General features: G+C 53.8%; 22 protein-coding genes and 1 riboswitch. Of the genes, 8 read left to right on the forward strand and 14 right to left on the reverse strand.

Features of this window, described 5'->3' with window-relative positions:
• Positions 1-11 precede the first annotated feature (11 nt).
• The 3 genes from E1162_RS14085 to E1162_RS14095 all read right to left on the reverse strand — a co-directional run bounded on the left by E1162_RS14085 (position 12) and on the right by E1162_RS14095 (position 2,148).
• Complete coding sequence (locus E1162_RS14085) at positions 12-392, reverse strand: hypothetical protein (protein ID WP_155132202.1); 381 nt, start codon at positions 390-392, stop codon at positions 12-14.
• A gap of 103 nt (positions 393-495) precedes the next feature.
• On the reverse strand, positions 496-1,047 hold the full coding sequence (locus E1162_RS14090) for an IMPACT family protein (RefSeq protein WP_155132204.1): 552 nt from the start codon (positions 1,045-1,047) through the stop codon (positions 496-498).
• Positions 1,048-1,050: 3 nt separating this feature from the next.
• The gene (locus E1162_RS14095; protein WP_155132206.1) at positions 1,051-2,148 is read right to left on the reverse strand and encodes a 2'-deoxycytidine 5'-triphosphate deaminase; all 1,098 of its coding nucleotides are present in this window, start codon (positions 2,146-2,148) and stop codon (positions 1,051-1,053) included.
• A 159-nt stretch (positions 2,149-2,307) separates the two neighbouring features.
• A riboswitch (SAM riboswitch) is annotated at positions 2,308-2,386 on the forward strand.
• 77 nt (positions 2,387-2,463) lie between these two features.
• Here E1162_RS14095 and E1162_RS14100 point away from each other — a divergent pair.
• Entirely contained in the window at positions 2,464-3,654 is a 1,191-nt protein-coding gene (locus tag E1162_RS14100) for an O-succinylhomoserine sulfhydrylase (protein WP_155132208.1), read from the forward strand.
• A 341-nt stretch (positions 3,655-3,995) separates the two neighbouring features.
• Here E1162_RS14100 and rpmF read toward each other — a convergent pair whose 3' ends face one another.
• The 3 genes from rpmF to E1162_RS14115 all read right to left on the reverse strand — a co-directional run bounded on the left by rpmF (position 3,996) and on the right by E1162_RS14115 (position 5,973).
• Complete coding sequence (rpmF, locus tag E1162_RS14105; protein ID WP_155132210.1) at positions 3,996-4,181, reverse strand: 50S ribosomal protein L32; 186 nt, start codon at positions 4,179-4,181, stop codon at positions 3,996-3,998.
• A gap of 145 nt (positions 4,182-4,326) precedes the next feature.
• Positions 4,327-5,055 (reverse strand): monofunctional biosynthetic peptidoglycan transglycosylase, encoded by a 729-nt coding sequence (gene mtgA, locus E1162_RS14110; protein WP_257099004.1) that lies wholly within the window; start codon positions 5,053-5,055, stop codon positions 4,327-4,329.
• Between the two features lie 9 nt (positions 5,056-5,064).
• Complete coding sequence (locus tag E1162_RS14115) at positions 5,065-5,973, reverse strand: hydrogen peroxide-inducible genes activator (protein WP_155132212.1); 909 nt, start codon at positions 5,971-5,973, stop codon at positions 5,065-5,067.
• A gap of 258 nt (positions 5,974-6,231) precedes the next feature.
• Here E1162_RS14115 and E1162_RS14120 point away from each other — a divergent pair, with 258 nt between their 5' ends.
• Together E1162_RS14120 and ahpD are read left to right on the forward strand one after the other, a co-directional pair.
• On the forward strand, positions 6,232-6,783 hold the full coding sequence (locus tag E1162_RS14120) for a peroxiredoxin (RefSeq protein ID WP_155132214.1): 552 nt from the start codon (positions 6,232-6,234) through the stop codon (positions 6,781-6,783).
• Between the two features lie 95 nt (positions 6,784-6,878).
• Positions 6,879-7,418, forward strand: coding sequence for an alkylhydroperoxidase, AhpD family (ahpD, locus tag E1162_RS14125; RefSeq protein WP_155132216.1), 540 nt, complete (start codon positions 6,879-6,881; stop codon positions 7,416-7,418).
• A gap of 59 nt (positions 7,419-7,477) precedes the next feature.
• On the opposite strand, the gene E1162_RS14130 is transcribed toward ahpD, so the two are convergent.
• On the reverse strand, positions 7,478-8,725 hold the full coding sequence (locus E1162_RS14130) for an SAM-dependent methyltransferase (protein WP_155132218.1): 1,248 nt from the start codon (positions 8,723-8,725) through the stop codon (positions 7,478-7,480).
• Positions 8,726-8,970: 245 nt separating this feature from the next.
• Here E1162_RS14130 and E1162_RS14135 point away from each other — a divergent pair, with 245 nt between their 5' ends.
• Positions 8,971-9,876 carry a polyprenyl synthetase family protein gene (locus E1162_RS14135; protein WP_371311946.1) on the forward strand — a complete coding sequence of 302 codons (906 nt, stop codon included), beginning with the start codon at positions 8,971-8,973 and terminating at the stop codon, positions 9,874-9,876.
• Here the strand turns inward: E1162_RS14135 and E1162_RS14140 are convergent, their stop codons facing one another.
• The 3 genes from E1162_RS14140 to E1162_RS14150 are packed head-to-tail and all read right to left on the reverse strand — an operon-like array spanning position 9,877 to position 11,665.
• A complete protein-coding gene (locus E1162_RS14140) occupies positions 9,877-10,350 on the reverse strand; it encodes a YbaK/EbsC family protein (RefSeq protein WP_155132220.1) in 474 nt (157 codons plus the stop codon).
• Complete coding sequence (locus E1162_RS14145) at positions 10,344-11,009, reverse strand: alpha/beta hydrolase (protein WP_155132222.1); 666 nt, start codon at positions 11,007-11,009, stop codon at positions 10,344-10,346. The genes E1162_RS14140 and E1162_RS14145 overlap by 7 nt, the downstream gene beginning before the upstream one ends.
• 14 nt (positions 11,010-11,023) lie before the next feature.
• The gene (locus tag E1162_RS14150) at positions 11,024-11,665 is read right to left on the reverse strand and encodes a DNA-3-methyladenine glycosylase family protein (protein ID WP_155132224.1); all 642 of its coding nucleotides are present in this window, start codon (positions 11,663-11,665) and stop codon (positions 11,024-11,026) included.
• 80 nt (positions 11,666-11,745) lie between these two features.
• On the opposite strand from E1162_RS14150, the gene gluQRS reads away from it, so the two are divergent.
• Positions 11,746-12,624, forward strand: coding sequence for a tRNA glutamyl-Q(34) synthetase GluQRS (gluQRS, locus tag E1162_RS14155; RefSeq protein ID WP_155132226.1), 879 nt, complete (start codon positions 11,746-11,748; stop codon positions 12,622-12,624).
• Here gluQRS and E1162_RS14160 read toward each other — a convergent pair.
• Together E1162_RS14160 and E1162_RS14165 are read right to left on the reverse strand one after the other, a co-directional pair.
• Complete coding sequence (locus tag E1162_RS14160) at positions 12,621-13,583, reverse strand: AEC family transporter (protein ID WP_155132228.1); 963 nt, start codon at positions 13,581-13,583, stop codon at positions 12,621-12,623. The two genes, gluQRS and E1162_RS14160, sit on opposite strands and share 4 nt — an antisense overlap.
• Positions 13,584-13,736: 153 nt before the next feature.
• The gene (locus E1162_RS14165; protein WP_155132230.1) at positions 13,737-14,339 is read right to left on the reverse strand and encodes a 2-hydroxychromene-2-carboxylate isomerase; all 603 of its coding nucleotides are present in this window, start codon (positions 14,337-14,339) and stop codon (positions 13,737-13,739) included.
• 135 nt (positions 14,340-14,474) lie between these two features.
• On the opposite strand from E1162_RS14165, the gene E1162_RS14170 reads away from it, so the two are divergent.
• The gene (locus E1162_RS14170; RefSeq protein WP_155132232.1) at positions 14,475-15,296 is read left to right on the forward strand and encodes a phosphatase PAP2 family protein; all 822 of its coding nucleotides are present in this window, start codon (positions 14,475-14,477) and stop codon (positions 15,294-15,296) included.
• A 71-nt stretch (positions 15,297-15,367) separates the two neighbouring features.
• Here E1162_RS14170 and E1162_RS14175 read toward each other — a convergent pair whose 3' ends face one another.
• Complete coding sequence (locus E1162_RS14175; protein WP_371311947.1) at positions 15,368-15,844, reverse strand: low molecular weight protein-tyrosine-phosphatase; 477 nt, start codon at positions 15,842-15,844, stop codon at positions 15,368-15,370.
• Between the two features lie 312 nt (positions 15,845-16,156).
• Here E1162_RS14175 and E1162_RS14180 point away from each other — a divergent pair, with 312 nt between their 5' ends.
• Positions 16,157-16,471 (forward strand): 4a-hydroxytetrahydrobiopterin dehydratase, encoded by a 315-nt coding sequence (locus E1162_RS14180; protein ID WP_371311948.1) that lies wholly within the window; start codon positions 16,157-16,159, stop codon positions 16,469-16,471.
• A 13-nt stretch (positions 16,472-16,484) separates the two neighbouring features.
• Here the strand turns inward: E1162_RS14180 and E1162_RS14185 are convergent, their stop codons facing one another.
• Entirely contained in the window at positions 16,485-16,733 is a 249-nt protein-coding gene (locus E1162_RS14185) for a sulfurtransferase TusA family protein (RefSeq protein WP_155132236.1), read from the reverse strand.
• 82 nt (positions 16,734-16,815) lie between these two features.
• Between E1162_RS14185 and E1162_RS14190 the strand changes: the two genes are divergently transcribed.
• Positions 16,816-17,370: a DUF924 family protein gene (locus tag E1162_RS14190; RefSeq protein WP_155132238.1), complete on the forward strand. Its 555-nt coding sequence runs from the start codon at positions 16,816-16,818 to the stop codon at positions 17,368-17,370.
• Positions 17,371-17,743: the final 373 nt, after the last annotated feature.

A 17,743-nucleotide genomic window follows, 5' to 3' on the forward strand; every position in this document is an offset into this window, starting at 1 on the left:
TAGAGAGGGCCTTAGGCTTGGCGCTGTAATACGCGCCCCTCTCCCATCCTTCGCGTTGAGCGCGCTGTCTGCTGATAGGTGCTCAGCGCCGCTTCTGGCTCTTCACGGCAGCGCGAGCGCATTTGAGGATGATGGTCACGCACGGCTATCAAGTGCGCAACAATGGGAGAATAGCTGCGATAAGCATCCAGACGGCGCGGCGCGGCTTGCTCATCATACAAGTCGTCCTGAGGCGTTGCCTCATAAACAACAAGCGCTTTGCTGTTGGTGTTGGCAGCTTTTAGGCTCGCATCCTCTGTGGTCTTTCGGCCAGCATGCTGCGCTGGACGACGATGACGATAGCCATAGTCGTTTCCGCCATTGCCGCTGTTAGACGCTTGGGAAACACGCATTACAAACCCCACACCTGTCTCAAAAAGAGACATCAATCACCACTATAGTGATTGCTGCGCAAAGCCTGTGCCACTGGCAGAAATTGCAGGTGATTTAGAAGGGTTAAATCTGATCGAGTATGTGATCAGGCCCGCTAACCGTAAGGGTTACACCATCCTCTGTGAAACTGCGGTCATCCACGGTCAAGGCAAGATTGGCGATTTTGCGCTCCAGCTCCGCACTCGAAGCAAAGGTTGCAGAGAGTCTTTTTGTCTTGATCGGGAACCACGGTACCAAATCAGCACACCGGATCACCTCATTGGCTGCGCCCGAATAGGCCCGCGCCAGACCGCCCGTTCCCAGTTTGATACCGCCGAAGTAGCGCACCACAATAACCCCGCAGTTGACGAGGTTCGCGCCTATCATGGTCTTCAGCATGGGCATGCCGGAGGTTCCGGCAGGCTCGCCGTCATCCTTGGCGCTTTCAATGACGCGCCCGTTCTCTTGAATGTAGCGAGACGCTGTCACATGGTGGTTGGCCTTGCGGTGTTCTTCACGCAAAGCCTCCAAGCGGGCATCAAAGTCTTCAAAAGGAACAAGAAACGCGAGAAAGCGGGACTTTTTCTCTTCGGTCTCCGCATACCATTCCCGCGTTACTGTAACGTAGTTTGCCATTGATCAGCTGGCGCTTTCCGCCACTTTGAAGTGCTTGGAAAGCTTGAGCGCCTGCCCCTGATAGTTGGAACCGATACCTTCGCCATAAAGCGTTGCCGGACGCTCTGCCATGTGTTCGTAAACGAGACGGCCAACGGTCTGGCCATGACCAACTAGGAACGGCACTTCGTGGGAGCGCACTTCCAGAACCGCGCGTGAGCCAGTTCCGCCAACAGTTGAATGACCGAAGCCCGGATCAAAGAAGCCTGCGTAGTGCACGCGGAACTCACCTACCAGCGGGTCAAACGGCACCATCTCTGCTGCATACATTGGCGGCACATGAACCGCTTCCTGCGAAACAAGAATGTAGAACTCGTTCGGATCAAGGATCAAAGAGGCGTCGCCGCGGTTGTAGATCGGCTCCCAGAAATCCAGCGGATCATGGGCTGCCTTCACATCCACATCAATCAAACCGGTATGGCGTTTGGCACGGTAGCCGATCAAGCTGCCGATACCATCGCCCATCAGGTCGATAGAAAGCTGGACACCGCCGCCGATCAGCTCATTGCCGCCGCTCATCAGAATATGCTCTTTATGGACGTCGCGCAGCGCTTCATCGGAAATCAGCGCATCGCCATCACGGAAGCGGATCTGCGACAGGCGGGAGCCAGAGCGCACCAGCACAGGGAATGTGCGCGGCGAGATCTCGGCATAAAGCGCGCCATTATAGCCCACTGGCACACGGTCAAACTCGCGGCCATCGTCAGTGATCACGCGGGTGAACACGTCAATGCGTCCGGTTGAGCTTTTCGGGTTGGTTGTCGCAGAAAGGCCCGCAGGCAAGCTCAATGCTTCCTGTAGCTTTACAATGTAAACGCAGCCGGTTTCCAGAACGGCGCCCTTGGACAGGTCGATCTCGTGCAGGATCAACCCTTGAAGCTTTTCTTCTACCTTCGCGCCAGGGCCTGGAAGAAAGCTGGCCCGCACACGCCATGCCTGCTGGCCAAGACGTAGGTCCAAGCTGGCAGGTTGGATCTGGTCACTATCAGGCGTGTTCGGGGCCTTGATGGTGCCATCCTCGAACATGGCTTTGATCGCTCGTGCCGGAAGAATTCCGCCCATAATCCGTTTTGCCCCGCTGTTTCTCAATCTAATATCGGGTTTGATCTGTGTAATTGCCCGTTTGTCTTTGATTTTGTGATTATAGGAGAATTGAGTGTAAGCCAAGAAGGGAATGAGATGGATGCAATTGACGCTCCACTCATAATCAACTACAGAAGAACACCTATCCGTGGTGATTTGGGCCGGCCGGCTTGCTGCCACGTTAAATAATTAGCTAAAGGGTCGGGTTCTTGCGCGAGATCCTGGCTTTAGGCCGGGTTTACTTTGGAAAGCAGCCACAAAGGCGCTGTTATCCACATCGGGCAAGGACAGAAAATGACCAATCCAATTCATAAAGACTGGAAACCAGCAACCAAACTCGTTCACGGTGGCACAACCCGTTCGGGCTTTGGTGAAACGTCCGAAGCACTTTTTCTGACGCAGGGCTACATTTACGAAAGCGCTGAGGCAGCTGAAGCTCGTTTCATTGGTGAACTTCCAGGTTACATCTACTCCCGATACGCAAACCCGACCGTTGCCATGTTTGAACAGCGCATGTGCGAGCTGGAGGGGGCAGAAGCTGCCCGCGCCACAGCTTCGGGCATGGCCGCTGTTAATTCAGCCATTATGTCCTGCGTACGCGCAGGCGATCATTTCATCGCTCCCAAGGCGCTTTTTGGTTCGTGTCGATACATCATCGAGCAGATCCTGCCGCGCTACGGCGTTGAATCCACATTGATCGATGGCACAGACATCGAGCAATGGAAGGCGGCGATCCGTCCAAACACCAAAGCGGCGTTCCTTGAAAGCCCAACCAACCCAACGCTGGATGTCATCGATATTCAGGCAGTCGCCGATATCATTCATGGCGTTGGCGGGCGTCTTATCGTCGATAACGTATTTGCGACAGCCATTTGGCAGGCGCCTCTCACCCTCGGCGCCGATGTGGTGATCTATTCTGCGACCAAGCATATTGACGGTCAGGGTCGCTGTCTTGGCGGTATCGTGCTTTCTGACAAGAAGTGGATCGAAGAAGAGTTCCACGACATGTACAAGCACACTGGCCCGGCCATGAGCCCGTTCAACGCGTGGGTTCTGCTGAAAGGCTTGGAGACCCTGCCGCTGCGAGTAGAACGCCAGACCTCAACGGCCGCAAAGATTGCTGATCTGCTGGCGGAAAGCTCTGCTGTTTCGCGCGTTATCTATCCAGGGCGCGCAGATCATCCGCAGGCCGACCTTGTTCAAAAGCAAATGCGCGGTGGCTCTACCATGCTGGCGTTCGATCTCTCTGGCGGCAAAGAAGCAGCCTTCAAGTTCTCCAACGCACTGCAGATCGTGAAGCTCTCCAACAATCTGGGCGATGCCAAGAGCCTGATCACTCATCCGGCAACGACAACGCACCAGAGCGTCGCTGAAGAAGCTCGCCTTGAGCTTGGCATTACCGACCACACCCTGCGCCTGTCTGTCGGCCTTGAAGATCCGGAAGACCTGCTGGACGACGTAAGACAAGCACTTGCCAGCATTTAAGCTTTGTAAGTCAGGAACACCAAAGGGCGCTCGTTTCGAGCGCCTTTTTTTATTCGCCTAGACCCCGCATCAAGCGCGGGGTGACAACGTGCATTGAGGCGAGGTTAAAGCCCCTGCCGTCATGCCGGGCTTGATCCGGCATCCAGCTCTCACCTCTCAGCCCTTGCAAGAGACACCCGCAAACAAAAAAGCCCCGCCGAAGGCAGAGCTACGAAACAAATGCGCTTGAATGAGGACGGCGGCATGCCAGCGAGGCACCAACGAAAACAGTGCCAGAAAAATGAAAAGGCCGCCCAGAGGGACGGCCTAGTCATTTATAGCATCTCGCCGAAGCTTCAGTCTTAGACGTCGTCTTTTGGCTGAAGGATCTGACGACCACGGTACATACCGGTCTTGAGATCAACATGGTGCGGACGACGCAGTTCGCCCGAATCCTTGTCTTCTACATAAGTCGGCTGTGCGAGGGCGTCTGCAGAACGGCGAAAGCCGCGCTTCATGCGCGAAACTTTTCTTTTAGGAACTGCCATCGTTGCTCTCTCTCTCGTCAATACTCACGCGCCGGGGCGCGTGGCCTCAACGTGCGAAACTTATAAGTTTCAGAATGGCGGGGTTATACAGGCAAATTTTCGAATTTGCCAGACTCAAATACGAAATAATTTCGTAGCGCCGCACTTATGGCAATGTGCAGCTGAGCACATCGCCAGCCACCTGAGTTCGGCTACGATTTATACCCGCAAGACGCCGATGTCCAGAGCTAGGTTTTGCGGCATTTCTAACAAGGGGGTTCGGCAAGGCAGTTGCCAGCAAGGAGGCTTGGGTTTTACTTAATTTCTCAGCAGAACGCCCAAAGTATTTTTTCGCAGCGGCTTCAGCGCCAAACACCCCGTCGCCCCACTCAACAACGTTCAAATAGATCTCTAAAACCCTTCTTTTTCCAAGAACGGTGTCCAGAAGAATGGCCAGAGGCGCCTCTAGAGCCTTGCGTACAAAGTTGCGCCCGTTCCACAAAAACAGGTTCTTGGCGAGCTGCATGGAGATCGTCGAAGCGCCCCGCGGACGCTCCCCTTTAAACAATTGCGCGACCTGCTGATGGGTTGCTTTCCAGTCGATTCCATCGTGCTGGCAAAACAAACTATCCTCGGAAACCACAACAGCCCTTTGAAGATTCGTGGAAATTTTCTCCAGCGGAACAAACTCACGCGTGACCGGCTGACCTGTTAGATAACGCGCCAGCATAAGCGTCGAGATCGGATTGACGACGGTGTAGAGCACACTCAGCACAACAGGCAAAGCGATCACCCCCGCCAGCGCCCAAAGCACAATACGCTTCAAAGAGCGCTTGAAGCTCGGCGCCCCTTTGCCATTTCCTTTGCTTTTGGCTTTTGCTGACTGCAAGGTCAAAACGCTATCCTACTTTACCGCCAAGACTGGCCCCAGTATCTCTTTCAGGAACGAGGCCATCAGCATTGCATTTCCTTCTATCGAAGCATGCTTGCGCCACACAACTCCGATATCTCGCATGGCCTTTCGTCCCTCGATCGCCGCAAAACAAAGCGAGGTTCCATTGGCTACACCAGCTGCTGCTGCAAGACGTGGAATGAGGGTCAATCCAAACCCGTTATCCACCATTTGCACAAGCGTAGTCATTGATGTTGCTTGTACTTCATCTCCGTGAACCTCCATTTTCGCGCCAACAGCGCTCAAAACGTGGTCGCGAAGGCAGTGGCCGTCCTCCAGCAGCAGAAGTTTTTGCCCGCTCAGCTTATCTCGCGACACCGTTTTGAACTTCGAAAGGGCGTTGGATGAGGGAACAGCGAGAAGAAACTCGTCCTTGCCAACCTCGGCATACTCATAGCCTGCAATATTATAGGGCAGCGCCATCAGCACCGCGTCCAACTTGCCTTCGCTGAGCGCATTCATCAAATTGCGAGACAAATCCTCCCGCAAATGCAACTTGAGCTGCGGATACTGCTCCCTAAGACGCGGCAGTAAGCCGGGCAGAATATAAGGGGCAATGGACGGAATAACGCCAAAGCGGAATCTGCCGGTCATTGGCAGCGTGTGCATTTGCACCCCTTGCACCAGATCTTCCGCTTCCAGCAATAACCCGCTGCCACGGGCCAGCACCATCTCACCGGCCTCCGTTAGCATAAGCACCCTACCCGTGCGATCCACCAGCTCCGCACCCAACGCGTCTTCAAGCTGCTTGATCGCAGCCGAGAGCGTTGACTGGGTGATACCGCAGGCCTGCGCCGCCTTTGAAAACGACAAATGAGTCGCCAACGCCTTAAAATATTGAAGTTGCCGCAAGGTTAGCATTATAAGCTCAACTACCTAAGGTTTAATTACAACTGCCGTAACTGTGGGTATTTAAAACCCTTGAAATCCCTACGTTTTGAATCATTCTAAACTACAGAATCGAAAAAAACGATAGCATCGTTCGATATTATCGTTTTGACCGATCACCATTCTAGACGCATAAATGACGCATCTGCTGAATTCCGGTGCGACCGGTGCAGGATAAAGTTTCTTAATTGCAACGCCTTAAGGCGGGTGCCACTCTCTAGGAGAATAAACATGCTCGGTATTGGTGATAAGCTTCCTGAATTTAAAGTAACTGGTGTTAAGCCTGGTTTTAACAACCACGAAGAAAACGGCGAAAGCGCGTTTGAAACCATCACCGACAAGAGCTTTGAAGGTAAGTGGAAGGTCATCTTCTTCTATCCAAAAGACTTCACCTTCGTATGCCCAACTGAAATCGCTGAGTTCGCTCGCCTTGCTGGTGAGTTCGAAGACCGCGACGCAGTTGTACTCGGCGGTTCTACCGACAACGAATTCTGTAAGCTGGCATGGCGCCGTGCGCACCCAGACCTCGACAAGCTGCCAATCTGGGCATTTGCTGACACCAACGGCTCTCTCGTAGACGGCCTCGGCGTTCGCTCCCCAGCTGGCGTTGCTTACCGTTACACCTACATCGTCGACAACGAGAACACCATCCAGCACGTTTACGCAACCAACCTCAACGTTGGCCGTAACCCTAAAGACACCCTGCGTGTTCTGGACGCTCTGCAGACCGACGAACTGTGCCCATGTAACCGTGAGGTTGGCGGCGACACTCTGGCTGCATAATCAGCTATCAAAGCCTTACTCGGGGTCCCGTCGTGGGACCTCGAGACCGCGCCCCGCGCTCTTGACCTTTCAAATCAAAAAATTACGAGTCCACCATGTCCATTGATGCTCTTAAGTCCCAGATCGCTGATTACGCTAAAGATGTTCGCCTGAACCTTGGTTCCATGGCTTCCGACGAGAGCCTGACCAACCAGCAGAAATACGGCCTAATGGTTGCTTGCGGTATCGCATCCCGTAACCCTGTTGTTCGCCGCGCTATGCTGGAAGAAGCTGCGCCGCATCTGTCCGCTGAAGCTCTGGACGCTGCAAAGGCTGCAGCTACCATCATGGGCATGAACAACATCTACTACCGCTTTGTACACCTGAGCTCTAACGAGCAGTACAAAACCATGCCTGCAAAGCTGCGCATGAACATCATCGCAAAGCCGGGCGTAGACAAAGTTGACTTTGAACTGTGGTCTCTGGCTGTGTCTGCCATCAACGGCTGCGGCATGTGCATCGACAGCCACGAAGCTGTACTGCGCAAAGCTGGCGTAACCGCTGAAATGGTTCAGACCGCAATCCGCTACGCTTCTATCATCCAGTCTGCAGCTATTGCACTGGAAGCAGCTGAAGAACTTGCTGCGGCTGAATAAGCCAACCCCTTCCAAGAATTCGAAAAGGTCGTGGTGCATCGCCACGACCTTTTTTTTGTTTATCCCTTTGCCTGTCGCAGCGTTGGATGCGAACGCGAAAGCATTTCCTGCTCGTTCTGCGTAATGAAGTCTCGGGTAATCGGCACAGCATCACGCTTTTTGGCGATCAAAAGCTGGAACACCATGGTCGAGCCACTCTGGAAGCCTGCTTCACACGCCGCCAGATAAAACTCCCACATCCGGCAGAAACGCTCGTCATAGATCTCTTTGATCTGCTCACGGTTGCGTTCAAAATTGCGACGCCAATCACGCAGTGTGTAGTAGTAGTGCAGCCGTAGTATTTCGGCATCACACACCCACAAACGCAAGTTCTCGGTCGCCTTAAACACCTCCGACATTGCCGGCGCATATCCGCCCGGGAAGATGTACTTCAGCAGGAACGGCCCCGTCGTTCCTGGCGGCGTATTGCGGCCAATGCAGTGGATCATTGCAAAGCCGTCTTCAGTTAGACAGTCACGCACCTTTCCGAAGTAGGCCTCATAATTGCCAATACCCACATGCTCCATCATGCCAACGGAAACGACGCGGTCGAACTGGCCTTCAAACTCGTTATAGTCTTTGATGACAAAGTCTATTCTGTCTTGCAGGCCCGCTGCTGCGGCTCGCTCTTCAGCAATTTTCACCTGCTCGCGTGAGACATTGAGTGACACCACATCCACGCCTTCCTGCGCCATGCGGATCGCAAGCGAGCCCCAACCGCCACCAATTTCCAGAACACGCATACCCGGCTTGAGGTCCAGCTTGGCAACGATGTGGTCAAGCTTGGCCTGCTGCGCCTCCTCCAGCGTATCTTCCGGCGTGCGATAGTAAGCGCAGGAGTAGTTCAGCCCCTCATCCAGAAATAAGCGGTAAAGCTCGGTCGACAGATCATAGTGATGGCGCACCTGCGCTTTGTTTTTGCGCAAATTGAGCTTCTGGTCTTGGCGGCTATAGCCCTCGCGTAGCGAAAGAAGCACTTGATGAAAGCGGCTTTGCGAGATCGGCCCGTCATTGGCCTGAAAGACTGAGATCATATCCACCAGTCGGTAAGGTGGTTCAATCGTCAGCAGTCCATCCATGTAGGCTTCCGCGCCTTTCAGCTCGGGATCAATCATTAAGGTGTAGGGTAACGTCTTGCTATGAAAGCGGATAGTTGCCTCAGGCCCCTCTTCCTGCCCCTCGATTACATGATGCTCACCGTCGGCATCAATAATAACCAAGCGACCTTTTTTGACGTACCCCTCCAGCATTTTCTTGAAGACACGCATACCTGTTTCTCCAGTCTTAATGCCCCATTACGGGAGAGAGTTTGTTCGACTTTACGCTACGTCATAATTGTGAAGCAATTCCTCACGCACAAAACATCAGCTTAGCCACGCAAGTTTCTCTTGACCTCACCTCTAATTCGGGGGAGACGTTTTAGAGGCATTTTACGTCGATTTTTCTCATCAATTGTAATTGGCTCCGCCACGGAGCATCTGCATTCAATCGGCAACACCAAAGGAACACGCGCGTGGACACCCAGCTCAAGAGGCGCATCTCTTCTATCGCCACACAGTTGGAAAAGGTTCTGGAGCAAACATTCCAATCCGCTCCACTTGAGGGAGAGGTCTTTAGAGCCCCGCGTCTACTGGAAGCGATGCGCTATGCATCCCTTGCTGGCGGCAAACGCCTGCGCCCTGTCCTACTTGTTGAAGTTGCTGGTCTTTTTGGCCGTTCAGACAACGGCATTTATCAAGCTGCAGCCGCGCTAGAGTGCATTCACTGCTACTCGCTGGTGCACGATGATCTTCCGGCTATGGACGATGACGAGCTGCGCCGCGGCCGGCCAACCACCCATGTTGCCTTTGATGAGGCAACGGCCATTCTAGCAGGCGATGCCCTGCTCACCATAGCATTCGACCTCATCACAGAAGACGCTGTTCACGAGGATGCGAAGGTGCGCTTGAGCCTTGGCAGGTCCCTCTCCCGCGCCTCTGGGGTTGGCGGCATGGCAGGTGGCCAGATGCTTGATCTGGAATCCGAACACCGCGACCGTTCAGAAGCAGAAATTCGTCGTCTGCAAGCCATGAAAACCGGCGCGCTGATTCGCTATGCCTGTCAGGCAGGCGCAATTCTTGGTGATGCAACAGAAGAAGAAGTCGCCCGTCTCACCCGCTTTGGCGAGATTGTCGGCCTTGCCTTCCAGCTCGCTGATGACCTGCTGGACCTGAAGGGCGATGCCGAAGTTGTTGGCAAAGCAACCGGCAAAGATGCAGAAGCTGGCAAGGCAACCCTTGTCAGCCTGCTTGGAGAAGACGCCACCCGCAACGAGCTCGAAAAGCTGATTGCAGAAGCTGAAACGCTTCTGGCCCCGTTTGGCGAGCGTGCCGCTGTTCTCAAACAGCTGGCAGACTACATCGCTAACAGAGACAGCTGATTATTTGATCGAGACAACGCTGTGTTCAGGCAAAACGTTCGATAGATTGCCAGCAATACAGAACACAGCGTGCGGTGAGCCAGCTGCAGCCCAAACCTCATCAAAGGTGAAAAGGTCTTCATCGACAAACACGGTGAGCGGGTTTTTATGACCAAGCGGCGGAATACCGCCAATGGAAAAGCCGGTCACGTCTTTTACAAACTTGGCATCCGGACGCACAATCGGGCCGCCAACCAGCGTGGCGATGGTATCCTCGTTCACACGGTTAGAACCGCTCGCGAGCACCAAAATCGCATCGCCAGACTCTTCCGCTTTGAAAACCAGTGACTTCAGAATTTGCGCTTCAGCGGTTTTAAGCGCCAGCGCTGCCTCCACAACAGAGCGAGCGGTATCCGGCAACTCAATAACCTCAAGGTCCAGACCCTTTTCGTCCAGAATACCCTGAAACTGCCGCGCCCTTTTACTCTTTAGCATTCCCTCTTCTGCTCCAATAACTTGCCGATAAAATTCGATAGTATGTCTTGCACGCGCCCATCAATGCTGTGATCCAGACCAGAGATAATTTCCGTCTGCACATCATAGCCTGCTGCAATCAGCTGGGATGAGGCAGACAGAGAGTAGCTGGCGTCCAGAACCGTGTCATCTTCGCCGTGCACAAGCAGAATTGATAATTTCTCCAGATTTGCCGTTGGTAGACTGCCGCCGCCAGCCAACGCACCCGACAGACCAACACAGCCCAGCAGGCTTGAATAACGATGCAGTGCAAGATGCAGTGCAACCATTGCACCCTGCGAGAACCCACAGAGCAGCAGTTCGCGCTCGCTCAGGCCACGCTCATTCAACAGGCGAGAGATTGCTTGAAAAACACCAGCCTCGGCATACTGCACACCGTGCCACATCTCCCGCGCATCAAAGGCAGAGGCTGCAAACCACTGCTTGCCATCGGCCCATATTGCGCAGACCTCCGGCGCTTCAAGACACACAACATCCACCTGAGGCAACGCTTTATTCAGCGCCCGCGCCAAAGGCTCCATATCGCGGGCATCACCGCCATAGCCGTGCAGCAATACAACAAGCGCCCGTGCCGCACCGTTCTTCGGCCCGAACTGCGAGCCTATTCCAACTTCTCTCATGGGGTCTCTAGATCTCAAACCGGCAATGTTTCTTTGCCGTTCTTCATTACAGCGTAATAAGCCCAAAGCAAACGGGCAGCGGTACCGCGGTGCGGTGCCCACGCGCGGGCGATATCATCCAAATGAACCGGCTGCGGGCACGCCTCCAGCGCCAGCACACTTTGAACGACATTTTGCAGAGCCTTATCGCCGCTTGGAAAAACGTCAGGATGCCCAGCGCAAAACAACAGATAGATATCAGCCGTCCAACGGCCAATGCCTTTGATCTGACAAAGGCGGGCATGGGCCTCGTCTCCTGCCTGCAAAGCGAGCGCATGTAAATCCAGCCCGCCATCAACCTCCTGTGCGATTGCCCGAAGCGTGCGGATTTTCGCCCAAGAAAGCCCAGCGGCACGAAGTGCTTCTTCATCGACCGAAAGCAGCACCTGCGGCTCAAACGGCTGCACCAGTGTAACCACACGCGACCAGATGGAGGCCGCAGCCTGAACGGATAGAAGCTGCGCCACCACGATATTGGAAAGGCCCTCAAAGTCTGCACTGCGCCTGCGTAGCGGCACCTCGCCCACTGCCGCAAGCAACGGTTCCAGCCGCGGATCGCGCTGGATCAGGCTGCCCAACTCCCGCTGGATATCCTCGGCAGTTTCAATCAAAAGCAAATCGGCACTCCCAAACTGGCCCACTCTGGTCTATGCACACTATCAGGAACCTCTATTGCTTTGAACCGTACCAGCCCGTTATGAGCCAACCTGTCTTACGCTTTGCGCCCTCACCCAACGGCCATCTTCATCTTGGCCACGCGTACTCTGCCCTGCTCAACGCCAAACTGGCGCAGCAACTGGGCGGGCGCTTTCTGGTGCGCATTGAAGACATAGACAAAGCCCGCTGCACCCAGACGCTCATAGACGAAATGTTTGAAGACCTCACATGGCTTGGCGTAACATGCGAAGAGCCGGTACGGCGGCAGTCAGAGCATTTTGAAGCCTATGCCGAAGCACTGGCGCAGTTGGAGGCTACGGGCCTTGTCTACCGCGCGTACGCATCGAGGGCGCAGGTCAAAGCCTTTATTAGCACCTATGAGGAAACAGGGCGAAGCTGGCCGCGCGATCCAGACGGGGCTCCGCTTTATCCGCCGGAAGAAGCTATTCTGTCGCCAGAAACGCTGGCTAGCCTGGCAGCCGACCCCAATGCACCGTTTGCTTTGCGGCTTGATATGGCAAAGGCACTCAAACTTATCGGGGCAGAGCTGTTCTGGCAGGAGCTGGTGGATTTAAATGCTCCAGCAGTGAGCCAGAAGGCCCATCCAGAGCTTTGGGGCGATGTTGTTCTTGCCCGCAAAGATACACCAACCAGCTACCACCTCTCCGTGGTTCTGGATGATGCCCTGCAAGGCATTACCCATGTGGTTCGCGGACAAGACCTTTACCACGCCACCAGCGTGCATCGCTTGCTGCAAGAGCTGCTTGGCCTGCCAGCGCCCACCTACCACCACCACAAGCTGATCTTGGATGACGACGGGCGCAAACTTGCCAAGTCCAACAAATCAACAAGCCTGCGATCTTTGAGGGAGCAAGGAACCTCAGCCCCGGAAATTCGCCAGATGCTTGGGTTCGCTTAATAGCCCAGTGACATCAAAATCGCGTACCACGCCGCCGCCGAGAAGATAGAGGCGAAGGTGGTAATCGTAATGCCGTTGGCAGACATGGCGTGACCGGTGCCAAACTGGGTTGCCAGCAAAAAGGCGTTTACACCCGTTGGGCAAGCTGCCGTGATCGTCGCAACACCAACCCAGAACGGATCAAGCACAATCACCTGCGAGGTCATGAAGAAGACCAAAGCAGGCAGCAACACCACCTTGAACACGCTGAGAACACAGCCAATCGCCAATGTGCCGCGAATACCGTACTTCATCAGGCTCATACCAATAGCGATCAGCGCAACAGGGGTCGCTGCCTTCGCCATCGGGCCCATGACCCGCTCTGCAATTTCAGGAAAGTGCAGACCGGAAAGGTTCCACAAAACGCCAAGGAAGATGCCGACGATAATCGGGTTGCTGTAAAGGCTGCGAAAAACCGAAAGCAGAACCTGCGGCAATGGACGCGCCTTGCGATAGCCATCCACCACAACGGCTCGCTCCATCAACACCACCGAAACAACGGTCACTAAAGCAAGGTGAATGGAGATGATCAGCGACAACGGCAGCAGGGCTTTTTCGCCAAAAAGAAAGGTAATCAGCGGAATACCCATGAGGCCAGCATTACCGAAACTGGCGGTTATGCCACCAATCACGCCCGCCCGCGCTTCTCTGCCAAATGCATAGCGAACGGTAAAATAGGCAATCGCATAAACCGTAAATAGCGCCGAATAATAGCCGCCCCAAAGTGGCAACGGGTTCACACTTGTAAGGTCTGCATTTGCAAGCGTGCGGAAAATCAGAACAGGTAGAAGGATCGTCACACAGAACGAGGACAGCGCATCGCCAACATCCTGAGAAAGGATCTTTGTACCGGCTATTAGAAACCCGAACGCAATCATGGCGAAGATAGGCAGCACAATACCTACGGTTTCTTGCAGCATCGGACGTCTCGTTTCTTTGCGCTCTGAAAGACACGGGAGGGGCCGGATCTTAGATCAACAGCTCCCCGACATGCCTACTGGGATCAATCGCTACCAGTTATAGAGCGCTGGCACCACATGACAAACCCGTAGTTTGCAAATCAGATCATTATTTTAGGCAATACGCCCGAACGAAGCGTCTAACGCATCATCCAGCCGGTCATTGCCCCAAAACACCTCTCCAGAAGACGTTACAAAGCTCGGTGCTCCGAAAACACCTTGCGCCTCTGCTTCGGCAACATCAGCGCGCACACCAATCTTAACAGCAGCGCTTTCTGCTTCTTTCATTGTCGCTTCACCGCCAACGCCAAGCTCATCCAGAAGGGCGCTAAGCAGCTCCTTGTTGGAAATATCCTGCCCCAAAGCAAAATGGGCGTGAAACACAGCGCGGGTAAACGGCCCAATCCAGCTCTCGTTTTTGCCAACATAGGCAACACGGGCAGCATGAAGGCTGTTTTGCGGAAAGGCCTTGGGCTTCTCGAAAGGAAGGCCCAACTGCCAGCATTGGCGGGCAACATCCTTCCAAAGATAGGCCTCCTTAGCGCGGTTTAGCTTGAAGGGAGAGGTCTCCAGGCCTTGCTTTTTGAAAATGGGAGAAAGAAGAAAAGGCCGCCAAACCAGTTTGATGCCACGGTCCAGACAAAGCTTTTCTATGCGCATAGCGCTAAGGTAACTATAGGGCGAGGCAAAGTCATACCAGAACAACAAATTAGGCATCGAAGCACTTTCAAAAAGACTATCTTTTGTTTGTAGCGCAGAATGTGAGCACGCCCCAGCAGAATTGCTTGGCAAGGCCCGAAGGGAGCCTGTATAAGCTGCGCTGAAAACCCAGAAAAATAAGCGGGAATCGAAGTGCCACACAAAACTAAAAAGCTTTTTTCCTTTTGTGGGAAGCATCCGTTCATTGCAACGTTTGTTTACATCGCAATTGTATCAGCCATTTTTCTAGCGGTCCCGCGTCTTGATATCTGGGCAACCCAGCTTTTCTACGCTGGCGACGGCGTGTTTCCTGCATCTGTCAGCCCGTTCTTCAAAAAGCTGCGCTACCTTGGCCCGCACCTGATGACTTGGATCGCGGCGATCAGCGTTATCTTGTTGCTGCTCAAGCTGCTCATCCCTTCCAAGAAGTCCATCGTAGACCTTCGCGCGCCCCTTTTCCTCATCACAACCTTGATCATGGGTCCAGGTATCGTGGTGAACGCGATCTTGAAGAACAACTGGGGCCGTCCACGCCCAAAGCATATTGAAGAGTTTGGCGGCGTTGATCCGTTTATCGGCATATGGAACCCGACCGATATCTGCCCGACCAACTGCTCTTTCGTTTCTGGCGAGGCATCCATGGCAATCTGGCTGTTTGCCGTTGTCTTCCTGCTGCCACGCTTCTGGAAATGGCCTGCCGCGATCTTTATCGCCATCCTGTGCCTTGTGTTCTCGGCAAACCGCGTTGCCTTTGGCGGCCACTTCCTGTCCGATACGCTGCTGTCGTGGGGCATCACCATGCTGGTGATCCTGACCACCTACTTCCTTCTGTATCGCTGGACACCAAAGTGGGCCCAGCCTGAAGCGCTAGACAGCTCGTTCTCCAAGGCCGGTTTCTGGCTGCACAAGAAGGGAGCCATTGTCGGCACCCGCATTGCAGAAGCCTTCAAAGGCTTCATTGCCAAGTTCCGCTAAATGAAAAAGCCGGTCACTGAATGCAGCGACCGGCTTTCTTTTTATTGAATTTGTAAAAGCAACGGGACCGTTTAGCAGTCCATCTCGGCGCGGATTTCCTCCAGCAGCTCGAACGTACCATCCCGAAGCATTTCATAGACAAGCTGGAAGCCGTCAGACCCACCGTAGTAAGGATCTGGCACATCCTGCCCGCTTGCCTGAAGCAGCAACCGCGTAGTTGCGCTGTAGGAAGATGGAGCGAACTCTTCCAAAGCCTGCAGGTTAGAACGGTCCATCGCGATGATGTGATGGAAGCTGTTGAAGTCAGCCCCTTCTACCTGGCGGGCGCGCTGGCGGGAGATATCAACCCCGTGCACGTTGCCAATGGAAACGCTGCGCGGATCAGGCGGATTGCCCACGTGCCATGCACCTGTGCCAGCAGAGTCTACATAGATCTGCCCTTCAAGTCCGGCCTGCAAAACATGGTGCCTGAACAAACCCTCAGCCAAGGGTGAGCGACAGATATTGCCCAAACACACGAACAAAACTCGACGCTGTACTAACGGCACGCCTACCCCCTCATAAATCGCTGACAACGGGCCATTCCCGTTTGTTTCCAAGGTTAGCCTAACCTATGTAATTGCGCAGGTATGCAGGGATAACCCTTAGATTTCACAGCTACTCACGGGCCTATTTATTCAATAGCCAATAGTAAGAGCGTCACTAAAAGCGCTCCTTTAAGTCCCGGGTAGGCAAGGTAGGCGAAAAGACTGCGAAGCATCACACGGCACTCCTTTTCAACGCTATGCTAAAATCAGCCTAGCACCTGCCCCGTCTACAGCGCCAAACACGCTGGCACACATCGGCGTGAGGAGGAACCTGTGACCAAAGAACTGCTTAGTCAGGAGGAGCTGGACCAAGCCCTTGCGGATTTGCCTGACTGGACCTTGAGTGAGGATGGCACTGCTATTGAACGCCACCTGACTTTTAGAACCTTTATCGAGGCGTTTGCCTTCATGTCGAAAGTGGCGCTGGCCAGCCAGCAGCAAAAGCACCACCCAGACTGGTCAAACAGCTATAACCGCGTCGATATTTCTCTAACGTCCCATGACGTTGGCGGGCTTACAGCGCGTGATATCAAGCTTGCCCATACCGTTGAGCAGTTTTTGAAACCGCAGCCGCGACCAACCAGTTAAGCCGAATGTGCGATTAGGCAAGAACCGGCCCGCGACAGATCGTAAACTCGCGCTTCTTTTCATCCAGCAACTGCGATGAAACGAGCTGATGTCCGTCCTCATTACACATGTGCGGAATATCGATTGCCGACATCGGGTCCGTCGCGACCACCGTCAACACAGCGCCCTCACCCAGTTGAGCCAGCTTCTTCCTTGTTTTCATGACTGGCAACGGACAGTTCAGCCCGATCAGATCCAAAAAGTGTTTTTCCAATTGGCTCATTCCCAAATTAGTGACAAGCCACTACATTCAAATGGCGTTTTCTCTTCGTGTCTATGAAACTATGGTTTTTGAGGTTTAGACAATGGGCAGTGCCAATATTTCACGATCACTCGACATCTTATCTTTCTGGTGGGCCGCTGGTATGCAGAAGTGGTTCATGGGCGGAGAAGCATTCGACAACGAAATCCGCGAAAAGTTCGAGGCCGACGTTGAAGCCGCGGCAGCCGGTGAATACGACCACTGGCAGGAAAGCCCTCATGGCACGTTGGCCCTACTGATCCTGCTCGACCAGTTCACCCGCAACATCTACCGCGGCACAGCAAAAGCCTTTGAGCAAGACAAGAAAGCTCAGCAGATCGCCCTTGCAGCGCTAGAGCGTAAAGACCACCATGCCTACCCTGCAATGGCCAAGACCTTCTTCTTCCTGCCGTTCGAGCATGCTGAAGACATGGATATGCAGAGCCTTTCGTGCGACCTCTTCCGCCAGTACACCGATCAAGACGCCTATCACTACGCTTTGGTGCATATGGACGTTATCCGCCGCTTTGGCCGTTTCCCGCACCGGAACAAGTTCCTTGGCCGCACATCTACTCCAGCAGAAGAAGAGTTTCTGGCTAGCGGCGGGTTCTCGGCCTGAGGCCAACAAATTAGCGACTAAAAATTAGGCAGCGCATTCAGTTGCACAAATAATAGTCACTATCACGTAAGTGCGGTGACTATTTTTTATTCACGAAGAAAATGTACCGCTTCTGCAAATTCAACCCTTGAGCGCATTTCAGCACACCAATCTATCTCTTTGAAATTTAGAGTAAAACACGAGATAGCGCGCTCACATCACCCTTCCAAAAACCCCGCAAAAATGCAGTTGGCACGATCTTTGAAAGTAAGGGACCGACAGTCAGGTCCAGCGCCAAAAGCATTCGCTCCTCCCAGAATGCCTCTGATGAAGGATCTGTAAGTTACAGGGCGACCTTCCCGCTCTGAAACCAAAGGTCAACACAGTAGACGGG

The organism is Pseudovibrio flavus (assembly GCF_009711345.1).
Classification (GTDB): Bacteria; Pseudomonadota; Alphaproteobacteria; order Rhizobiales; family Stappiaceae; genus Pseudovibrio; species Pseudovibrio flavus.

Excerpts from the sequence above, each read along its gene's own strand:
- E1162_RS14145 (WP_155132222.1), bottom strand. The coding sequence starts at position 11,009 with ATGAGAGAAGTTGGAATAGGCTCGCAGTTCGGGCCGAAGAACGGTGCG.
- rpmF (WP_155132210.1), bottom strand. The coding sequence starts at position 4,181 with ATGGCAGTTCCTAAAAGAAAAGTTTCGCGCATGAAGCGCGGCTTTCGC.
- E1162_RS14095 (WP_155132206.1), bottom strand. The coding sequence starts at position 2,148 with ATGGGCGGAATTCTTCCGGCACGAGCGATCAAAGCCATGTTCGAGGAT.
- E1162_RS14090 (WP_155132204.1), bottom strand. The coding sequence starts at position 1,047 with ATGGCAAACTACGTTACAGTAACGCGGGAATGGTATGCGGAGACCGAA.
- E1162_RS14190 (WP_155132238.1), top strand. The coding sequence starts at position 16,816 with ATGGGCAGTGCCAATATTTCACGATCACTCGACATCTTATCTTTCTGG.
- E1162_RS14100 (WP_155132208.1), top strand. The coding sequence starts at position 2,464 with ATGACCAATCCAATTCATAAAGACTGGAAACCAGCAACCAAACTCGTT.
- E1162_RS14165 (WP_155132230.1), bottom strand. The coding sequence starts at position 14,339 with ATGCCTAATTTGTTGTTCTGGTATGACTTTGCCTCGCCCTATAGTTAC.
- E1162_RS14115 (WP_155132212.1), bottom strand. The coding sequence starts at position 5,973 with ATGCTAACCTTGCGGCAACTTCAATATTTTAAGGCGTTGGCGACTCAT.
- E1162_RS14185 (WP_155132236.1), bottom strand. The coding sequence starts at position 16,733 with ATGAGCCAATTGGAAAAACACTTTTTGGATCTGATCGGGCTGAACTGT.
- E1162_RS14140 (WP_155132220.1), bottom strand. The coding sequence starts at position 10,350 with ATGCTAAAGAGTAAAAGGGCGCGGCAGTTTCAGGGTATTCTGGACGAA.
- E1162_RS14130 (WP_155132218.1), bottom strand. The coding sequence starts at position 8,725 with ATGCGTGTCTTCAAGAAAATGCTGGAGGGGTACGTCAAAAAAGGTCGC.
- ahpD (WP_155132216.1), top strand. The coding sequence starts at position 6,879 with ATGTCCATTGATGCTCTTAAGTCCCAGATCGCTGATTACGCTAAAGAT.
- E1162_RS14160 (WP_155132228.1), bottom strand. The coding sequence starts at position 13,583 with ATGCTGCAAGAAACCGTAGGTATTGTGCTGCCTATCTTCGCCATGATT.
- E1162_RS14120 (WP_155132214.1), top strand. The coding sequence starts at position 6,232 with ATGCTCGGTATTGGTGATAAGCTTCCTGAATTTAAAGTAACTGGTGTT.
- E1162_RS14085 (WP_155132202.1), bottom strand. The coding sequence starts at position 392 with ATGCGTGTTTCCCAAGCGTCTAACAGCGGCAATGGCGGAAACGACTAT.
- gluQRS (WP_155132226.1), top strand. The coding sequence starts at position 11,746 with ATGAGCCAACCTGTCTTACGCTTTGCGCCCTCACCCAACGGCCATCTT.